Source organism: Pseudoalteromonas sp. S2721, assembly GCF_005887425.1.
In the GTDB taxonomy this organism is placed as follows: Bacteria; Pseudomonadota; Gammaproteobacteria; order Enterobacterales; family Alteromonadaceae; genus Pseudoalteromonas; species Pseudoalteromonas simplex.
The window spans coordinates 76,981-96,510 of record NZ_PNCZ01000039.1; the positions used below are offsets into that span (position 1 = coordinate 76,981).

16 protein-coding genes and 1 pseudogene are annotated in these 19,530 nt (G+C 42.5%); 3 read left to right on the forward strand and 14 right to left on the reverse strand.

Annotated features, from left to right (window positions below):
• Positions 1–49: 49 nt before the first annotated feature.
• Positions 50–970 carry a histone deacetylase family protein gene (locus CWC02_RS15005; protein WP_138619119.1) on the forward strand — a complete coding sequence of 307 codons (921 nt, stop codon included), beginning with the start codon at positions 50–52 and terminating at the stop codon, positions 968–970.
• Here the strand turns inward: CWC02_RS15005 and CWC02_RS15010 are convergent.
• Positions 967–1,260, reverse strand: coding sequence for a DUF4144 family protein (locus tag CWC02_RS15010; RefSeq protein WP_138619121.1), 294 nt, complete (start codon positions 1,258–1,260; stop codon positions 967–969). The genes CWC02_RS15005 and CWC02_RS15010 overlap by 4 nt on opposite strands.
• A 78-nt stretch (positions 1,261–1,338) precedes the next feature.
• On the opposite strand from CWC02_RS15010, the gene CWC02_RS15015 reads away from it, so the two are divergent.
• Positions 1,339–3,852, forward strand: a complete 2,514-nt coding sequence (locus tag CWC02_RS15015; RefSeq protein WP_138619123.1) for an EAL domain-containing protein — start codon at positions 1,339–1,341, stop codon at positions 3,850–3,852.
• On the opposite strand, the gene CWC02_RS15020 is transcribed toward CWC02_RS15015, so the two are convergent.
• From CWC02_RS15020 to rsmD, 13 genes are all read right to left on the reverse strand, one after another.
• The gene (locus tag CWC02_RS15020; RefSeq protein ID WP_138619125.1) at positions 3,839–4,648 is read right to left on the reverse strand and encodes a DUF2797 domain-containing protein; all 810 of its coding nucleotides are present in this window, start codon (positions 4,646–4,648) and stop codon (positions 3,839–3,841) included. The genes CWC02_RS15015 and CWC02_RS15020 overlap by 14 nt on opposite strands.
• Positions 4,649–4,695: 47 nt before the next feature.
• The gene (locus CWC02_RS15025; protein ID WP_138619127.1) at positions 4,696–7,194 is read right to left on the reverse strand and encodes an EAL domain-containing protein; all 2,499 of its coding nucleotides are present in this window, start codon (positions 7,192–7,194) and stop codon (positions 4,696–4,698) included.
• 93 nt (positions 7,195–7,287) lie between these two features.
• Positions 7,288–8,574, reverse strand: a complete 1,287-nt coding sequence (gene purD, locus CWC02_RS15030; RefSeq protein ID WP_138619129.1) for a phosphoribosylamine--glycine ligase — start codon at positions 8,572–8,574, stop codon at positions 7,288–7,290.
• 15 nt (positions 8,575–8,589) lie between these two features.
• Positions 8,590–9,411 carry a class I SAM-dependent methyltransferase gene (locus CWC02_RS15035; RefSeq protein WP_138619144.1) on the reverse strand — a complete coding sequence of 274 codons (822 nt, stop codon included), beginning with the start codon at positions 9,409–9,411 and terminating at the stop codon, positions 8,590–8,592.
• A 99-nt stretch (positions 9,412–9,510) separates the two neighbouring features.
• Positions 9,511–11,097: a bifunctional phosphoribosylaminoimidazolecarboxamide formyltransferase/IMP cyclohydrolase gene (gene purH, locus CWC02_RS15040; protein WP_138619132.1), complete on the reverse strand. Its 1,587-nt coding sequence runs from the start codon at positions 11,095–11,097 to the stop codon at positions 9,511–9,513.
• Between the two features lie 179 nt (positions 11,098–11,276).
• Entirely contained in the window at positions 11,277–11,567 is a 291-nt protein-coding gene (gene fis, locus CWC02_RS15045) for a DNA-binding transcriptional regulator Fis (protein ID WP_002957804.1), read from the reverse strand.
• 21 nt (positions 11,568–11,588) lie between these two features.
• The gene (gene dusB / locus CWC02_RS15050; RefSeq protein WP_054551040.1) at positions 11,589–12,560 is read right to left on the reverse strand and encodes a tRNA dihydrouridine synthase DusB; all 972 of its coding nucleotides are present in this window, start codon (positions 12,558–12,560) and stop codon (positions 11,589–11,591) included.
• Positions 12,561–12,830: 270 nt separating this feature from the next.
• Entirely contained in the window at positions 12,831–13,712 is an 882-nt protein-coding gene (prmA, locus tag CWC02_RS15055; protein WP_138619134.1) for a 50S ribosomal protein L11 methyltransferase, read from the reverse strand.
• A gap of 64 nt (positions 13,713–13,776) precedes the next feature.
• Positions 13,777–15,636, reverse strand: coding sequence for an RNA polymerase sigma factor RpoD (gene rpoD, locus CWC02_RS15060; protein ID WP_054551042.1), 1,860 nt, complete (start codon positions 15,634–15,636; stop codon positions 13,777–13,779).
• Between the two features lie 123 nt (positions 15,637–15,759).
• Entirely contained in the window at positions 15,760–17,511 is a 1,752-nt protein-coding gene (gene dnaG / locus CWC02_RS15065) for a DNA primase (protein ID WP_138619136.1), read from the reverse strand.
• 136 nt (positions 17,512–17,647) lie between these two features.
• Positions 17,648–18,094: a GatB/YqeY domain-containing protein gene (locus CWC02_RS15070; protein WP_054551044.1), complete on the reverse strand. Its 447-nt coding sequence runs from the start codon at positions 18,092–18,094 to the stop codon at positions 17,648–17,650.
• A 21-nt stretch (positions 18,095–18,115) separates the two neighbouring features.
• Entirely contained in the window at positions 18,116–18,331 is a 216-nt protein-coding gene (gene rpsU / locus CWC02_RS15075; protein ID WP_002957797.1) for a 30S ribosomal protein S21, read from the reverse strand.
• 145 nt (positions 18,332–18,476) lie between these two features.
• A complete protein-coding gene (gene rsmD / locus CWC02_RS15080) occupies positions 18,477–19,094 on the reverse strand; it encodes a 16S rRNA (guanine(966)-N(2))-methyltransferase RsmD (protein WP_138601680.1) in 618 nt (205 codons plus the stop codon).
• Positions 19,095–19,156: 62 nt separating this feature from the next.
• On the opposite strand from rsmD, the pseudogene CWC02_RS15085 reads away from it, so the two are divergent.
• A pseudogene (locus CWC02_RS15085) lies at positions 19,157–19,530 on the forward strand (hypothetical protein); the annotation flags it as partial.

A 19,530-nucleotide genomic window follows, 5' to 3' on the forward strand; every position in this document is an offset into this window, starting at 1 on the left:
CCGTTAGGTGGCTTTGTTATACTGGGGAAAATAATTCAAGGAGCGTATTATGAGAACGGCTGTTATCTCACATCCATTTTGTCGTAAACATAAAATGATTGAGGATCACCCCGAATGCCCCGCGCGTTTAGATGTGATCACCGACCGCTTGCTAGCAAGTGGTATTGATATAGCAATTACTCACTTACAAGCTCCTAAAGCCAGCCGCGACGACTTTTTACGTGCTCATGATGAACCTTTGGTAAGCCATGTAGAGCAAACAATTCCCGCTGAAGGGCTGGCTGAATTAGACGGCGACACTTGGTTGTGCCCAGATTCAATGAAAGCGATTGAGCGAGCCGTTGGCGCTGGATTACTCGCCGTTGATGAAATCCTTGCTGATAAGCTGGATGCAGCGTTTTGTTCTGTTAGACCACCAGGACATCATGCAAACCGCAGTACCTCTGCAGGATTTTGCGTTTTTAATAACCTAGCCATTGCCGTGAAGTACGCGCAAAGCAAAGGTGTAAAACGCATCGCTATTTTGGACTTTGATGTACACCACGGCAACGGCACACAAGATATCTTTTTAGATGATGACACTGTGTTGTTTTGCTCTTTGTTTCAACACCCGTTTTACCCAAATACCGCCGTTGAAAATAACGCGACGTTAGTGAACTCACCGCTGCCAATTGCCAGTGATGGTAATGACTTAAAAGCTGTTTATCTTGAGCAGTGGCTACCAAAACTCAATGAATTTAAACCTGAACTGTTGTTTATTAGCGCCGGGTTTGATGCTCACCTTGAAGATGACATGGCAAGCCTGAAGTTTGTTGAAGACGATTACGCATGGCTAACCACCCAATTAGCTGAATTTTGTCAGCAGCAAGATTGCAAAGGGATTATCTCTTATCTTGAAGGGGGCTATGCTTTATCAGCTCTAGGTCGTAGTGCCGTTGCGCACATTAAAGCGCTGGTGGATGCGCCTTAATCTGCCAGCATCGCAAAGGCTTGCGTTGGTGTAAGCTTAGTAACCTTACTTAAACAGCATACTCCCTCTTGTGCTAGATGCTCTGTTACTTTATTCGCAAGTTCAACGTCAGTTAACGCTTTCACGCTTTCTCCTTGCAAGTTGACATACTGCCCTGTTGCCAAAAGTAGCATCGCTTCATGTTGCTGCTCTTCACTTAAGCCATATAAAAAGCTTTCTATATCGGCTTCATCTTCTACTAATGCTAATTCATGGTCTGTAAAAATAATCTTAGGAAATGATGAGTGCATTTATTGTCCTGTGTCAAAGCTGCCGAGGTTGAAATGATTATAATTGCCAATTCATGTAAGAACTAGGAAAGTCTACTTATGAATCAACCAAGACGACATCAAAAGGTGAGTGATGTTTTTTCGCAAAAGCTGGTATCGTGTCCTGCGCATACGCCTTTGGTCGATGCGGTGAGGTTGATGCATGTTCACAATGTAACGGCGATTTTTATCAAGCATGAACAGTCTGTTGTTGGTATTTGGACTGAGGCTGATTGTTTGAAAATTGACATCAGCAGCCCGCTCTATAAGAACCTTGCCATTCACGAGGTTATGTCAGCGCCTGTTATTACGGTGCCGAATCAATGCTCAGTCAGTGATGCAACCCTGCGTTTTCAACAGCATGGTATTCGTCATTTATTGGTGATGGATAGCGAGAATCAGCCTGCAGGTATGTTGAACCTGTCAGATATTGTGCATAACCAAGGTTTGGACCACTACCTACAATTTCGGCCTATTCATGAGCAGTATCGCACTGACCTAGAGATAGTTGATGCGCAAACACCGATAGAAGAGGTTGTGCAACTGATGCGCGCAGGCCGCCTTGATAGTGTACTGGTTTATAACCGAGAGCTTGAACTGCACGGTATTATTACTCAGCGTGATATTGTCGAGCTGATCATTCAAACTGAGTGGCTAAATCTTTGTTGGCAATATGCCAGCTACCCGCTCATTGAAATTGATTGTGAAAGCAGTTTATTTGATGCGTATCGCACTATGACAGATCGTAATGTGCGTCATTTGGTGGTCAGAGATGATGAAATTTGCGGGGTGATTTCATATGCTGATTTGATCACTGAGATCGAGTCAGCTTATTGCTGCGAGCTTGAGCGGGCAATTGAGCAGCGTGATATTGCTTTGCAAAAGTCACAACGTAACTTGTTTTTGGCAAATAAAATTATTGATGCCTCACTCGATGGCATCATGCTAACCCGTAAAGACGGCACGATTATTCAAGTTAACCCTGCTTTTACTAAATTGACCGGCTTTGCTGAGCATGAAGTAATTGGAAAGCGCCCTAATATTTTAAGCTCTACAAAACATAGCCGTTCGTTTTATCAAAAAATGTGGCATGCCATTGAATACGAAGGGGTCTGGCAAGGGGAGATCTGCAATTGCAAAAAAGATGGTGAAGAGTTTGTAGAGTGGCTCACCATTATCCAAATTAAAGACCCTAACTTTGATGAAGTGCTTTATGCGGCAATTTTTAGCGACATTACAGAGCGCAAACGTGCCGAAGAAAAAATTGCCCAGCTTGCCTATTACGACGAATTAACCGGCCTGCCTAATCGGCGCTTATTTCATGACAGACTCTCTATTGCGCTGAGCTCTGCCAAACGAAACCATGATCTATTAGCAGTGATGTTTATCGACTTAGACCGCTTTAAAGAGGTGAACGACAGCTTAGGGCATGACGCTGGTGATAACTTATTGCAGCAAGTGGCAGAGCGTATTTTATCAATTCTTCCTGAAGGGGATACTCTTGCGCGCTTAGGTGGCGATGAGTTTGTTTTATTATGCGAAGTAAATCGGGTTGAAACACTGCTCAACTTTGCCGAACAAGTCTTGCAGCAGGTGAGTATGCCGCTTGCTATTAACGAGCATGTGGTTGCAATTACAGCTTCTATTGGCGCGGCGGTTTACCCTGATGATGGCGTAGATAGCGCTACACTGCTTAAGCATGCTGATATTGCTATGTACCGTGCTAAGGAGGTGGGCCGTAATTCATTTCAATTATTCAAACCGGCGATGAATGCACGCTCTTTAGAGCGATTGGCTATGATGAGCCGATTACAAAGCGCCATCGAAAGCGATGAGTTTGAGCTTTATTTCCAACCCAAGCAGCAATTAAATTCAGGCAAAATTTTAGGAGTAGAGGCACTGTTACGTTGGCATGAGCCAAACCTTGGAGTGATTTCACCTGCTAAGTTTATCCCTCTTGCTGAAGAGCTAGGCCTAATTGTGAAACTTGATTTATGGGTCATCGAGCAGGCCTGTAAAGAGTTAGAAAAATGGCAGCAACAAGGCATTGAAGCAGGGCGCTTAGCAATTAATATTTCGGCTAATCACTTACGTCAGGGGCAACTAGCATCAAATGTTGAGCGCTTACTCGAGCGTTACGATGTAGACCCACACAAGCTTGAAGTAGAGCTTACTGAAAGCTGTTTTATCAGCCACTTTAGTGAGGCTAAGCAAGAGTTACTCGCGCTTAAAAAGTTAGGCGTGCATATAACGTTAGATGACTTTGGCACGGGCTATTCGGCTTTAAGCTACTTAACCAAACTGCCAATTGATACGTTAAAAATAGATGCCAGCTTTATCGCAAAAGTGCCCGATGAATACGGTAATAGTGAAATTGTTACGGCGATTATTAGCCTTGCGAAAAGCTTGAGTATTCATGTTGTCGCGGAAGGGGTAGAGAAGGTAGAGCAGTTAAATTACTTACGTTCACTTAACTGCGATACCATTCAAGGCTATTACTTTTGCCGCCCAATAGCGAAGCAGCAATGGTATGACTTTTATCTCAATACCGAAAAAGAGCCTAAGCTAGGCTAATTTCGTAAGAAGTGAATTTACGAATATTAATGACGCCAGTATCAAAAATTAAGTACTGGCCTTTAATGCCTTTTAAAATACCCGATACTTCTGGTGCTTTATCAAAATTGAAAGAGCTGATCTTGCTTGGGTATTCACTTACTGGGTAGTCTAGCTCGACCACCTCTTCATCGAGCTTTTCAATGGCTGTTGCGCCAAATAGCTCTGCAAGTTCACTCAGCTTAGCATCAATTTGTGGGATCAACTCTGCTGCCGCAGCTTTTAAATCAATCGCTTCAGATTGGCCTTTTAGCATGTTTCGCCAATTGGTTTTATCAGCAATAAACTCGGCTAAAGCAACCTCAACTAAACCCGATTGAAGGCGGGTTTGTACTTTGAAGATAGGTAAAGCTTGCGTCGCACCTTGGTCAATCCAGCGTGTAGGAATTTGAGTATGGCGGGTAATACCTACTTTTAGGCCTGAGGTGTTGGCTAAATACACGTAATGCGGGATCATGCAGTTTTCTTCACCCCACTGTGGCTCACGACAGGTGCCCTTATCAAAGTGACACGTTTCAGGTTTCATGATACACATGTCACAGCTAGCCAGTTTGCGCATACACACAAAACAGTGGCCTTGAGAGTAGCTTTTCTTGGTTTTCTTACCACAGTTACAGCAAAAAATATTGCCGGTGAAAGTCAGCGTGAGCGGCATACCAATATAGTCATTTAATGAAACTAGCTCATCACCGATAGGTAATTGATATTCGACAGGAGAGGTCAGTGTCGACTTTAATTTTCTGATCGTACCTTGCATCTTTACATGGCCCCTAAAGATGTTAAAAAAGGGCAGTGTAACACGGCCTATTTAAATTGTGAGGCAATAAAGCTTAGATACTCATTAATCGGCACCGCTTTGCTGTAATAATAGCCTTGCCCTTGATCTGCGCCCATCTTGATCAGCATTTTTTCTGTTTCTTGGTCTTCAATGCCTTCGATGGTGATATTCATATCAAGGTTATGGGCCATATCAATGGCCGTTTTTACCACCACTTGGTTGGTAGTGTTATTCACTAAATCCAGAATAAAGCTCTTATCGACTTTAATCGTACTAAAAGAATAATTTACTAAGTAGTTTAACGACGAGTAACCAGTACCAAAATCATCGAGTACCACCTTGCTACCGAGTTTATTGAGTTCGCTGATAAAGCTGACCATTTCATCATGGTTCTTTATAAGCGCAAACTCAGTTAATTCAAACTTTAACTGATCCGCAGTAATGCCATGTTTTAGAATGGTGTTTTCGACTTTTTCGACCAGCTTAGGGATCGCGAGATTCTTAGCACTTAAATTAACGCTAATGGTATGGTCGCGATAGCCTTGTCGATTAAGCTTTGCAGCGGCTAGGCAAGCCTGATCAATCACCCATAAGCTCAATTCGTTAATTAAACCAGTACGTTCAGCCAATAAAATGAGTTGCTCAATATCCAGGTATTTCCCTGCTGTAGGCCAGCGTAACAATGCCTCTGCGCCACAGATCGCACCGCTGCGTAAATTGATAATGGGCTGTAAGTAAATGGCTAAGGTATTACTTCGCATTGCTTGTTGTAACTCAGCAGCAAGGCTCACATCCATATCAATATGAGCTTTACTAAAGTCTATATTTTGCTGTTTTTGCGATAAACCTAAGTAGCCACGTTGCAGCCAAATATCAAAGCCATCATCACTCACCGGTTCAGTAATGCTATAGCGGTAATAAAGCTGAAGGTCTAAGCCTGCAACTTTATATTGCTTAGGTAGCTGCTTGCATATATTGCTAAGTTCTTGATAGATTTCTGCTTTCGATTGAATTTTGGTCGAAATAAAAGCCAGTACACCATTGCCTAAGTCAGCCACTTTTGGACTGTTATCTAACGCTGATTCTAAATTAATAAATTGCCTATTTTTATTAATTTGATGCTCTAGCGATTGGGCAACAGTGATAATTATTTGGCTGCTTTGGCTTGGCTTTAGAATGCTCATAAGGGCATTGAATTGCTCTATTTTCACTAAACAAAGGTTAGCGAGTCTTTGCTCCGAGGTAATCGCCATATAAGCTTGTTTGAGCATTGCTTGGTTGAGTAGCTCAGTTTGTTGCGTATGGGTTGCATGATACAGCGCTTTTTCACGTTGATAACGAACACGGTCTGCCAGCGCCATTGCCATAAGCACAATCTCACAGAGAATGGCGACTAAAAATATGTGCCTAACAGCAAAACTGTAGGGAATAAAGCCCGTTAGTTCTAATGGCTGAATGGCAGCGCCTACAATCAGTGGCACCCACGACATGACGTAAAACTTTGCCCACCGAAAACCACTCACCAACTTTTTGTAAATCATGCAAATACATAAAATGTATAACGGCACCATGATGGCAAAAAAGATTTTCGAGGAATGGTATTCCAACATAAAAAAGCTGAGCAAACCGAGGCTGAACAGCAAGGCTAAAAAGCTGATACTGAGTTTGTATAAGCGGCAATTGTCTTTATGGTAGCGTAAGAACATGGTGCAAAAGGCGACGGTGAAAAATGCAATCGCGTAGTTACTGAAGACCACTTGCTCATTAAAAAAGATTTGCCACGATAACGGCCATAAATAAAAACCAAAGCCTAGCACTGAGCCCATAAGTAGTAGTGCTGAGATGATGTAGCCTATATAAATAAGATAGACGCGGTCACGGATCCCTAAAAATAATACCAAGTTATACAGAGCTGCCATGATCAGCACACCAATGAAGATCCCCCAAATTCCTGATTGCGAACGTAGTAGGTCTTGAAACTCTTTTTCACCATAAATATTAATAGGTGTTTTGCTAATCCCAACCGTATCTATTTTTATAATGAGGGATGTTTGTTCATAGCCCTGCATGGTGAGCATGCTGTGCGGTGTACTGTATTGAAACAAACTAAGGCCAGAGACTTTATCACCTAGCTCGGTTGTATCTATAAGCTGCCCTGTATCATCAACATGATAAACGCTAAGGTAATCAACCATAGGGTTGTCAAAGTGAATCGCCAGCTCCACAGGCTTAGCTTGACGGTTTTCTAAATCAAGCTTTAACCAATAATCCTGCGCTGCTAAATCCCATTCAACATCTTTAAAAGGGCGATGTTTAAGCTTGTCTGGCTCAGCTAAAAACTGCTCGAGTGTTAGCGCTTTACTGCTATCTATTCGATACGCCGTATTACTGTAGATGGGGGCTGTTTTATCTATGGTGTAGCGGGTAGGGCTGGCTAAATGTGCAGCTAGGGTAGCAATGATAAAAAACAAAATTGTCAGAATAAGAAATGAAACAAAGTTATATTTCAGTGCTTTATTATTCAAAATTAGTTCTTTATCTAGGTAAATATTCTCATAGTGTAGCATTAAAAAAGCGCAGATAAACTGCGCTTTTTTCAGAATTAGACTGGTTTGACCTTAATTCTGTTCGCGAGCAATTGCACGATAGGCGATATCAGTACGATATTCCATGCCTTCCCAGCTGATTTGATCAACTAGTTTATAAGCACGTTGCTGCGCTTCAGTTACAGTGTTGCCAAGTGCCGTAGCACACAGTACACGACCGCCAGCTGTTACTACGTTGTCGCCGTCTTGCTTAGTCCCTGCGTGGAATACTTTCTCACTTTCAGGGTAAGTAACTTGCAAGCCGCTGATTGCATCACCTTTCGGGTAGCTATCTGGGTAGCCTTTAGCTGCTAATACAACACCGACTGCTGCACGTGGGTCGAACTCGATTGCTGTTTTATCTAGTTCTTCACGGTTAGCCGCTTCGATAAGTTCAACAAGGTCAGACTTAAGACGAAGCATCATAGGTTGTGTTTCAGGGTCGCCAAAACGACAGTTGTATTCGATTACTTTTGGCGTACCATCAGCGGTGATCATTAAACCAGCGTATAAGAAACCAGTGTAAGGGTGGCCTTCTTTTGCCATACCTTCAACTGTTGGGTTGATCACTTCGTTCATAATACGTTGGTGAATTTCATCTGTAACAACTGGAGCCGGTGAGTATGCACCCATGCCACCAGTGTTTGGACCTTGGTCACCGTTGTAAGCGCGTTTGTGGTCTTGGCTAGTTGCAAATGGCAGTACGTTTTTGCCATCAACCATCACGATGAAAGAAGCTTCTTCACCTTCTAAGAACTCTTCGATAACTACACGGCTACCGGCTTCACCGAAGCTGTTGCCTGCAAGCATATCGCGGATAGCTTCTTCAGCTTCAAGCTCTGTCATCGCAACGATAACGCCTTTACCTGCTGCTAAGCCATCAGCTTTAACAACAATTGGCGCACCTTTTTCTTTTAGGTAAGCCAGTGCTGGATCGATTTGCTCAAACGTTTGGTAATCAGCTGTTGGAATGTCGTGACGTGCTAAGAAGTCTTTAGTGAATGACTTCGAGCCTTCTAGCTGTGCAGCACCTGCTGTTGGGCCAAAGATAGCTAGACCGTTTTCACGGAATGTATCAACGACACCTAAAACAAGCGGTACTTCTGGACCAACAATAGTTAACTCAACGTTGTTTTCTTTAGCAAAAGTAACTAAACCTGCTAGGTCTTCAACGTTGATAGCTACGTTTTCAAGTTTTGGCTCTAGTGCAGTACCTGCGTTACCAGGAGCTACGAAAACGGTGTTTACTTTAGTATTTTGTGCAGCCTTAAACGCAAGAGCGTGTTCGCGGCCGCCACTGCCGATGACAAGTACATTCATGGCGTATAATCCTATTTATAGCGGTTTTTTAAACTTCAGCGTCATACGATCACTTTCACCAATCGCTTTATACTTCGCGGCATCTTGCTCGCCTAAACGAAGGCTTGGTGGTAGTGTCCACACCCCTTTAGGGTGATCTGCTGTATCAAGTGGGTTTGCATTAATGTCACTGCTTGCCACCAGTTCAAAGCCAGCTTGCTTTGCAATATCAACTACATAGCTTTGCTTCATATAACCTGATGATTTCTGATCTTCATCGCTGCGCGCTTCAGGTAGACGGTGTTCAACCACACCTAAAGTGCCGCCTGGTTTAAGTGCTTTATAAAATGCTTTAAACGCACTTAACGCGCCTTCTTTATCTTTACCCATGTACCAGTTGTGTACATTTCTAAATGTTAAGACAAGATCTGCGCTACCCGCTGGTGCAATATCAAGATGTGTTACTGGTGCAAATTCAGTTAGTTTAACTTCACTGAAGCGTGCGTCATCGCTCATCTTTTTCTTAAAACCAGCTAATGAACGTTGGTAATAACCCACCTCAGAATCAGCAGGGAAATGTGCCGCGTAGTAAACACCATGGCCTTTTACAGCTGGCGCAAGGATTTCGCTGTACCAACCACCGCCCGGCGCAATTTCAACAACGGTCATGTTTGGCTTAAAGCCAAAGAACTCAAGTGTCTCAACTGGATGGCGATATTTATCACGTGCGCTATTTTTAGCATCACGTTCACTTGATTGCACGGCTTGTGTAAGCGCTGATTCATGGCCATGGCTTAGAGCCTGTGCTGATGTCAGTGCAAGGCTGGCAACGAGTAACGTTTTTACGGCAAATTTCATCATCTATTCCTTCATTATATGGGTAATTATTATTAATCAGAATACGTGAATTTGTGGCAAACAAAAAGGGTTAAGCTATTTGCTTAACCCTTTATGTGATTAGTGGCGGAAATGGCGCATACCTGTAAATACCATTGCCATACCAGCTTCGTCAGCTGCAGCGATAACTTCTTCATCGCGCATTGAGCCACCTGGTTGAATAACTGCGGTAATGCCAGCCTCTGCTGCTGCATCAATACCGTCACGGAATGGGAAGAATGCATCCGATGCCATAACTGAACCTTTAACTTCAAGGTTTTCGTCAGCGGCTTTGATACCCGCAATTTTAGCTGAGTAAACACGGCTCATTTGGCCTGCACCTACACCAATCGTCATACCGTCACGTGCATAAACGATTGCGTTAGACTTAACGAATTTAGCTACTTTCCAGCAGAATAAAAGATCTTTTAATTCTTGCTCAGTTGGTTGACGCTTAGATACAACTTTAAGGTCGCCTTGCGTTACCATGCCTAGGTCGCGGTCTTGAACTAGAATACCGCCATTAACACGCTTGATGTCGTGACCTGTTGCATTCCCAGACCACTCACCACACTCTAATAAACGTACGTTTTGCTTTGCAGATACGATTTGTGCAGCTGCTTCAGATACTTTTGGTGCAATGATAACTTCAACGAATTGACGAGCAACAATTGCTTCAGCTGTGTCTGCATCAAGTTCTTTATTGAATGCGATGATGCCACCAAATGCTGATGTAGGGTCAGTTTTGAATGCACGATCATAAGCTTCAAGAATGTTGTCACCAATTGACACACCACAAGGGTTCGCATGTTTTACGATTACACACGCTGGTACGTCGAATTCTTTTACACACTCTAATGCTGCGTCAGTGTCAGCAATGTTGTTGTAAGAAAGTGCTTTACCTTGCAGTTGAACTGCCGTCGCAACAGATGCTTCAGTTAAGTCGTTTTCAACATAAAAAGCAGCGTCTTGGTGTGAGTTTTCACCGTAGCGCATATCTTGCTTCTTAGTGAACTGCATGTTGATAGTACGTGGGAACTTAGTCTCTTCAGCTGCTTCCTCTGTGTAGTCAGGAACCATCTTGCCAAAGTAGTTTGCAATCATGCCATCGTACTGAGCTGTGTGCTCGTAAGCAGCAATAGCTAGATCAAAACGTGTTTTATACGTTGTTGAACCGTTGTTGCTTTGCATTTCGCTGATCACACGGTCGTAATCTTTTGCATTAACTACGATAGTTACGTCTTTATGGTTTTTCGCCGCAGCGCGAACCATAGTTGGACCACCGATATCAATGTTTTCAATCGCATCTTCTAGGCTGCAGTCTTCTTTCGCAACAGTGTTTGCGAAGGGGTATAAGTTAACTACAACGATATCGATAGCAGAGATGTTATTCTCGCTCATTACGTCTTCATCTTGACCGCGACGCGCTAGGATGCCGCCGTGAATTTTTGGATGAAGTGTTTTTACGCGACCATCCATGATCTCAGGGTGACCAGTATGGTCAGATACTTCAGTGACTTTGATGCCGTTATCAGCAAGTAATTTGCAAGTACCGCCAGTTGATAAAATATCCACGCCTTGTGCTTCAAGAGCGCGAGCAAATTCAACGATACCGGTTTTATCTGACACACTTAATAGTGCGCGACGAATTGGACGATGTGTATCCATTGTAGTTTTGATTACCTCAATGTTTGAGCTAGCTTAGAAAGGCGGTATTTTAACTGAATCTGCTTTAAAAAACGACGTTTAAAGCGTGAGGATTTTGCATAGTTTTTAACAGCTATAAAAAAAGCACCCTAAGGTGCTTTTTTCAAAACTTTTATATCAGTTCTTTAAAAACTTTTATATCAGTTCATGCCGTATTTTTTAAGCTTCTTACGTAAAGTACCACGGTTGATACCTAGTAAGATTGCAGCACGAGTTTGGTTACCACGCGTGTACGTCATTACTTCTTCAAGTAATGGTGCTTCTAGCTCAGAAAGAACAAGGTCGTATACGTCTTGTACGTCTTGACCATTAAGCTGCTTTAAGTAGTGATGAACAGCTTTTTTCACTGCATCACGCAACGGCTGTGGTTTCTCGTGTGACTGTACATGAGGGTTTGTGATAAATGGAGAAGTCACGTTTTGTTCGAACATCGTTATATGTCTCTTTCTTTCTTAGTTAGCTGCTAGTGTTTTAAAGTATTCTTCTAATGCGTCGACTTGTGCCTGTGGGTTATCTAACGCATTAAATACTCGCCTAAACTGACCGTCACTGTCATGGGTTTGCAAATACCAAGATACATGCTTTCGAGCGATACGCGCTCCCATTGGCTCCCCGTAAAACTGATGAAGATTGTCTAAATGCTCCATCAAAATGCTACGCACCTCTGCAATTTCAGGTGCTGGCAAATGTTCTCCAGTTCGCAAATAGTGGTCTATCTCCCTAAAAATCCAAGGGCGACCTTGGGCGGCTCGACCAATCATAATGGCATCTGCACCCGTATAATCCAAAACCTGCTTTGCTTTTTCTGGTGAAGTAATATCACCATTGGCAACGACAGGGATAGACACTGAACGTTTAATATCCCTAATTGTGGCGTACTCTGCTTCACCTTTATACATACATGCGCGCGTTCGCCCATGTACTGCCAGTGAGGCAATGCCATAACGTTCAGCTATTCTCGCAATCTCGACACCATTACGGTTATCCTGATCCCATCCAGTACGGATTTTTAAAGTGACAGGGACATCAACAGCGTTTACAACGGCATCGAGTATCTCTTGTACTAATTCAGGAAACTGTAATAAGGCAGAGCCTGCGAGTTTCTTATTCACTTTTTTAGCTGGGCACCCCATATTGATATCTATGATCTGTGCACCATTGCTGACATTGAATTGTGCTGCCTGTGCCATAAGCTCAGGATCGGCTCCGGCGATTTGCACCGAACGAATTCCCGATTCACCGCTGTGATCCATACGGTTCATCGATTTTTCAGTTTTCCATACTTTCGGGTTTGACGAGAGCATTTCAGAAACAGCAAGGCCCGCACCTAAGCGACGGCAAAGTTGTCTAAATGGTCTGTCTGTAATGCCTGCCATTGGCGCGACAATTACATTGTTCTCAAGTTGGTATGAACCGATACGCACTGTTATTCAATTGGCCTCTTTTCAAGGGGCGCTAAGTTTACGGTTTTTTTGACAAAAATCAAAGGCTATAAATTGAACAAAAGTGACTTTTTTTTGCCCTTTTCGTATTGACTTTTGATAACAGTTTGACGGGTAGGTTGATTTGTTTGATATTTAAACAGAAATTTTTTTACTCGCAAAAAAGTGCGAAACGATTAACTGTAAAAATAAGGTAAAGCCTGTTAAATATAGGCTTTACCTATTATGTTTGAGTAAATGCTCTAGTGCTGTTTAAGCTTTTTTGACGCCGCTGACACGGGTCCATTCACCTTCAACAGCCACTTCATCAAGTGCTAAAAACGGGGCATAAACATCGGCTACAGACTGAGCTTGTTCTTCTAAAATTCCTGACATAGCAATTTTACCATTCGGTTTTAAAAGACCTAAAATCACTTCATGTAGTTCACGAAGTGGTTGAGCTAAGATGTTTGCAACCACAATATCGGCTGTAAACTCTGGTTGATCTTCAGGTAAATACACTTCAAGTTTATCTGCAACGCCATTACGTTTTGCATTATCGCGGCTTGCTTCAAGGGCTTGAGGATCTATATCGATACCGATCATACGCTCTGCCCCGAGTTTGATCGCCGCAATTCCTAAAATACCTGAGCCACAACCAAAGTCGACCACGGTTTTACCTGTTAAATCTTGGCTTTCTAGCCACTTTAAACAAAGCGCAGTGGTTGCATGGGTACCTGTGCCAAAAGCAAGGCCAGGGTCGAGCAATACATTAACCGCATCAGGGTCGGGAATATCGCGCCAACTTGGACAGATCCATAAGCGATCACCAAATTGAATAGGGTGGAAGTTATCCATCCATTCACGTTCCCAATCTTTATCTTCAAGCTGTTCAATTTTATAAACGAGCTTATCGGCGAGTGTTGCTTCAGCATTTAATGTTGCTACAACGCTGTCCATATCATGGTTTGCGTCATACAGGCCAATCACTGTGGTATCAGCCCATAACTGCACAGTACCAAGCTTTGGCTCATAAATAGGAGTATCTTTGGCATCAACATAAGTGACTGAGGCACTGCCAGTGTCCATGAGTAAGTCGCTGATTAATTCAGCGTTGTCTGCGTTTGCATTGATGCGAATTTGGATCCAAGCCATGAATATCTCTCGAATAGAAAAAAGGCCGCAACAGCGGCCTTTTAGTTAATAACGCGATACTAAATTACTTAGCATCTAAGAAGCTTTTCAGTAAGTCAGAGCGAGAAGGGTGACGTAATTTACGTAACGCTTTCGCTTCGATTTGACGGATACGCTCACGTGTTACGTCAAATTGTTTACCTACTTCTTCTAATGTATGGTCAGTGTTCATGTCGATACCGAAACGCATACGTAATACTTTAGCTTCACGTGCTGTTAAGCCCGCTAGTACATCGTTTGTTGCGCCACGTAGTGATTCCATGGTTGCTGAATCAATAGGTGAATCGATTGTGGTATCTTCAATGAAGTCACCTAAGTGCGAATCTTCATCATCACCGATTGGTGTTTCCATTGAAATTGGCTCTTTAGCGATCTTAAGTACCTTACGGATCTTGTCTTCAGGCATTAACATACGCTCAGCTAATTCTTCTGGGCTCGGCTCACGACCCATCTCTTGTAGCATTTGACGAGAGATACGGTTTAACTTGTTGATCGTCTCAATCATGTGCACAGGAATACGAATGGTACGTGCTTGGTCAGCAATCGAACGTGTGATTGCTTGACGGATCCACCATGTTGCATAAGTTGAGAACTTATAACCACGGCGGTATTCGAACTTATCAACCGCTTTCATTAGACCAATATTACCTTCTTGGATAAGGTCTAAGAATTGTAAACCACGGTTGGTGTATTTTTTCGCAATTGAAATTACAAGACGTAAGTTCGCTTCAACCATTTCTTTCTTCGCACGGCGAGCTTTCGCTTCACCAATACTCATACGACGGTTGATGTCTTTAATTCGTTCGATGCTAAGGCCAGTGCTTTCTTCAATCGCACTTAGTTTGCTGATGCAACGAATGATTTCTGGTTTAACTGATTCAAGTGCTACTGAGTATTTCTCGTTTGCAGCAATCTCAAGGTCGATCCAGCTTGTGTCTGTTTCGTTATTTGCAAAGTGCTTGATAAAGTTCTTTTTCGGTAACTTAGCAATTTGTACAGCTTGCTTCATGATGATACGTTCTTGTACACGAACGCGGTCCATCATTTCACGCATGTTGTTAACCATGCGGTCAAACTGTTTTGGCACTAATTTAAATGTTTTAAATAGTTCGCCGATTTCTGCAATAGCTACAAGTGAGTCAGGGTGTGAGCGACCTTTTTCTTCGAACGTTTCGCGTGCTTTGTTATAAAGCTCACGTAAGTTTTCGAAGTGAATACGGGCTTCTTCAGGATCTGGACCTGTGTCGCCATCGTTATCATCATCGTTATCATCATCACTATCTTCGTCATCATCGTCTTCGTCGTCTTCTTCGTCGAGTTGCTCTTCGTTTAACTCAGAACCGATGTGTGTTGCAGAAATTTGTGATTCGTCTTCATTATTAGGATCAAAGAAGCCAGAGATAATATCGCTTAAGCGCATTTCTTCAGCTTCGAATTTGTCCCATTGCTCTAGTAGATAAGTAATTGCTTCTGGGTATTCAGCAACTGAAATCTGTACTTGGTTAATACCTTCCTCAATACGCTTAGCGATTACGATTTCGCCTTCACGCGTAAGAAGTTCAACAGTACCCATTTCACGCATATACATACGTACAGGGTCAGTTGTTCGACCGATCTCTTTTTCTACAGTCGCAAGTGCAGCTGCCGCGGCTTCTGCTGCGTCTTCGTCTGTCGTTGTTTCTTGCATCATTAATTCATCGGCATCAGGTGCGTTTTCACTTACCTTGATACCCATATCATTAATCATGCTAATGATATCTTCTACCTGATCTGAGTCGATAATGTCTTGTGGAAGGTGATCATTAACTTCTGCAAAAGTTAAATAACCTTGCTCTTTACCTTTTTGAATCAGAAGCTTTAATTGTGACTGAGGAGTTGGATCCATAGAGATTTATTCTTCCACTCTGAAAGTTGATACAACAGGCGCCAGCTCGCTTACTAATTAAGCGACACGAAAACTAACTAGACGCAGTGAATAGCACAGTATAACAGCATTATTCAATTCTGACTAGCTGTTGCTGCCTTTTAACGCTTGCGTTAGTAAGTGGCATTCCAGCCTTTCTTCGCTGCTTAAGCCTTGGGTCTTGTCTTTTATTAATAGGGTCTCTAGTCGATAATTTAAACACTGGTCTTCAATAAATTTAAAAGTATTTTTAAAAACCGTCTCTAAACGATCGTCATTTATTTGATGCTGCCAAGTGGCTAATTTCACCAGCGCGTCATATTCAGCGCCATCCCTAAATGACTCTAAAATTTGTGCGGTGGTGATACCTTCACGTTCTAGTGCTAAGTGCTGAATGCGTAAAAATAGCTCAATACCGGCTATTTTCATCTCAGCTAACTCCGGCATATAAGCAATGCTGGTCGCCAAACTTGGGTGTTGCAATAAAATACCAATCGCTTGGCGCATCGGCGTTATTTTAAATTTACGCTCAATCGCATGCTGTTGCTTTGGTGACTTAACACGATTATTTAATTGCTCTCTTGTTCGACCAATTAAGCGGCCAAGATGTTCCAAAATATTCTCTTGGTAAAAATCACTCGGGATTTTTTCAATTAGTGGTAGGGCATCACTAAGGAGCTTTGCTTTACCTGCGTCTTGTGTCAGGTCTATCTCTTGGCTGAGCTTATTAAACAGCACCTTAGTAAAATCATCCGCTTCGCTTAACCTAGCTTCGAAAGCGTCTCTACCTTCCTTTTGTACCAGTGAATCAGGGTCTTCACCATCTGGTAAAAACACAAACTTCAACGACTTACCATCACCAAGATAAGGCAGTGCATTCTCAAGCGCTCGCCAAGCTGCATCGCGGCCAGCACGGTCACCGTCGTAGCAGCAAATCACTTTATCCGTGGTTCTAAATAAAGTGTGCATATGCTCTGCAGTGGTTGCTGTGCCAAGGGCGGCGACGGCATATTCGATGCCTTGCTCAGCTAAAGCAACGACATCCATGTAGCCTTCAACAATTAAAATATGTTCAAGTTTTTTATGCGCTTGCTTGGCTTCGTATAAACCATAAAGCTCAAAGCCTTTATGGAAAATACGGGTTTCTGGTGAATTAAGGTACTTAGGACCTTGATCCGCTTGCATAACACGGCCACCAAATGCAATCACCCGACCGCGTTTATCGCGAATAGGAAACATGAGTCGATCACGGAAGAAGTCAAATTGACGACCAGGCGATTTTTCAGAGGCTAGCTTTAGTTCTACAAGCTGCTCTTTTTGTTCTTTATTGCGGCCAAGTTGCTGGCATAGCGCTTCCCATTCACTTGGCGCATAACCAATCATGAATTTTTTCGCTGTTTCACCGCTTAAACCACGACCCTTGATATAGTCGATAACCGTTTTCGAGTTGGCATGATGCTTTAATTGATGTTGGTAAAAGCGAGCAGCATGTAACATTAAATCGTAATCAGAGCGCTTTTGTTCTGCGGTGCGTTGCGGGCCTGAGCTTGTGCCTTGTTCGCGAGGTACGTCTAAATTGAGCATACTCGCTAATTCTTCAATGGCGTCAACGAACTCTAATTTGTCGTATTCCATGACAAATGAAATTGCATTGCCATTGGCACCACAACCAAAGCAGTGGTAAAACTGTTTATCTTGAGAAACGGTAAAAGAGGGTGACTTTTCGTTGTGAAATGGGCAACAGGCTTGGTAGTCTTTACCTGCTTTTTTTAGGCCAACTCTCGAATCAATTAACTCAACAATATCTGTGCGTGCGAGTAAATCATTAATAAACTGTCGAGGGATCTTTCCGGCCATAGCTGTTGTTTTTTCCTGCGCTATCTATGCGTTGTAAAATAAGATTTGAACACAATTACTGTGTTTATGAAAGACTAAAAGCAAGAAACCGAGCACTAGGCTCGGTTTGCTTGAATCATACATCTGTATGTGGGGGTTAGGCAGTTAATCGTTGCTTGATTAAGCCAGAAATCTTACCTAAATCGGCACGACCTTCAGCTTTGCTTTTGATAACTCCCATTACCTTACCCATGTCTTGCATACCCGCTGCGTTTGTATCAGCTATAGCCGAGTCAATAAGAGCAATGATTTCTTCTTCACTCAATTGTTGAGGTAAGAATTCTTCAAGTGCTTTAATCTCACTGGCTTCAATTTCAGCTAAATCTTCACGACCCGCATCAATGTACTGGGTGTAAGAATCGCGACGTTGCTTAACAAGCTTTACTAAAACAGCGGTAATACCGTCGTCATCAAGTGTAATTTGCTCGTCAATCTCACGTTGCTTGATTGCAGCAAGTACCATGCGGATAGGTTTAAGACGTTCTTTGTCTTTTGCCTTCATCGCATCTTTTTGCGCATCTTTTAGCGTTAATAAAAGGCTCATTTATACAAGACCAAATACTGATTAGTATAATTTAACGCGACGTGCGTTATCGCGAGAAAGCTTCTTCATGTGACGCTTTACTGCAGCAGCTTTTTTACGCTTACGCTCAGCTGTTGGTTTTTCATAGTGCTCGCGACGACGAACTTCTGAAAGGATACCTGCTTTTTCACATGAACGCTTGAAGCGACGAAGTGCTACGTCAAACGGTTCGTTCTCTCTTACTTTAATTACTGGCATTAAAAATTCACCTACCTAAATAATGAGCGTTGCTCAAGTTGATCGAATAACGACCAAGTGGTTCAAAAATGGTGCGGTATTGTAATCCGAAGCAACACCACATGTAAAGAATAATATTAACAGAAACTAGGTTTGCAAAACAGTGTTAATTTGTCTGGCGTTGATATAGCCGACAAATTACTTGTCCGGCAGTTTTTTCTTTTAAAAGCATCCAGTTATCTGGTGAGCTTAGGTCGCTTAGTTCGCTTTCGACCTCAACATATATAAGTGCTTGGGCAGATAACCAGTTATTTTTTTCGAGTAAAAAACAACTTTTTTCAGCCAAGTTTTGTCGAAATGGCGGGTCAACAAAAATTAGATCAAATTGCTCGTTTTGCGTCTTTTGTTCTAATAATGAAAGGCTATTGCCTTGTTTTACGACGGCATTATCCAATTTAAGCATGTTAATGTTTTCTTTTAGCTGGCTAGCGGCACTTTTATCTAGTTCGAAAAACACAGCATGATCAGCAAAGCGCGATAAAGCTTCAAACCCTAAGCCGCCAGAACCAGCAAAGCAGTCAAGAACAGCTGCGCCTCGGGTATCTTGCATGAGCCAGTTAAATACTGTTTCTTTTATACGGTCTGTGGTTGGACGCAAGCCTTGCACATCTTTTACTGGTAATTTTCTACCGCGAAATTGCCCACTAATAATACGAATAAAACCATTTGCTGATTTATTGTTCGCTGCTTTTGCTTGGCGGTTAGCTGTTGATTTTTTTCTCATTTAACTCACTAATCATTGGTAACTGACCCCTAGCTCAGATAATATTGTATGCAATAGCTAGCGTGTCATTTTTCTACTGCGCTAAAAGTGATAGTATTGCGACCTTAGCGATAGATGGTACCTGTTTATGTTTGGCTAAAAAGCTGAACTGTCACCAAACTATTATTCATGTAAGTTTATCAGATTTTTATAAGTGGTTATTAGCAAGTATGGCAAAAAAAAGTAAATTCCTGTCTTGGTTTGGTTTTGGCAAATCAGATAAGCAACAAGCAGAGCAAGCAGCAAAAGAGGCTGATAACCAGAAGCAAATAGAAGAACAACAGCGAATTGAAGCCGAAAAGGCAGAAGCTGAACGTTTAGAGCAAGAACGCATTGCGGCAGAAAAAGTAGAAGCTGAACGTTTAGAACAAGAACGTATCGCTGCAGAAAAGGCAGA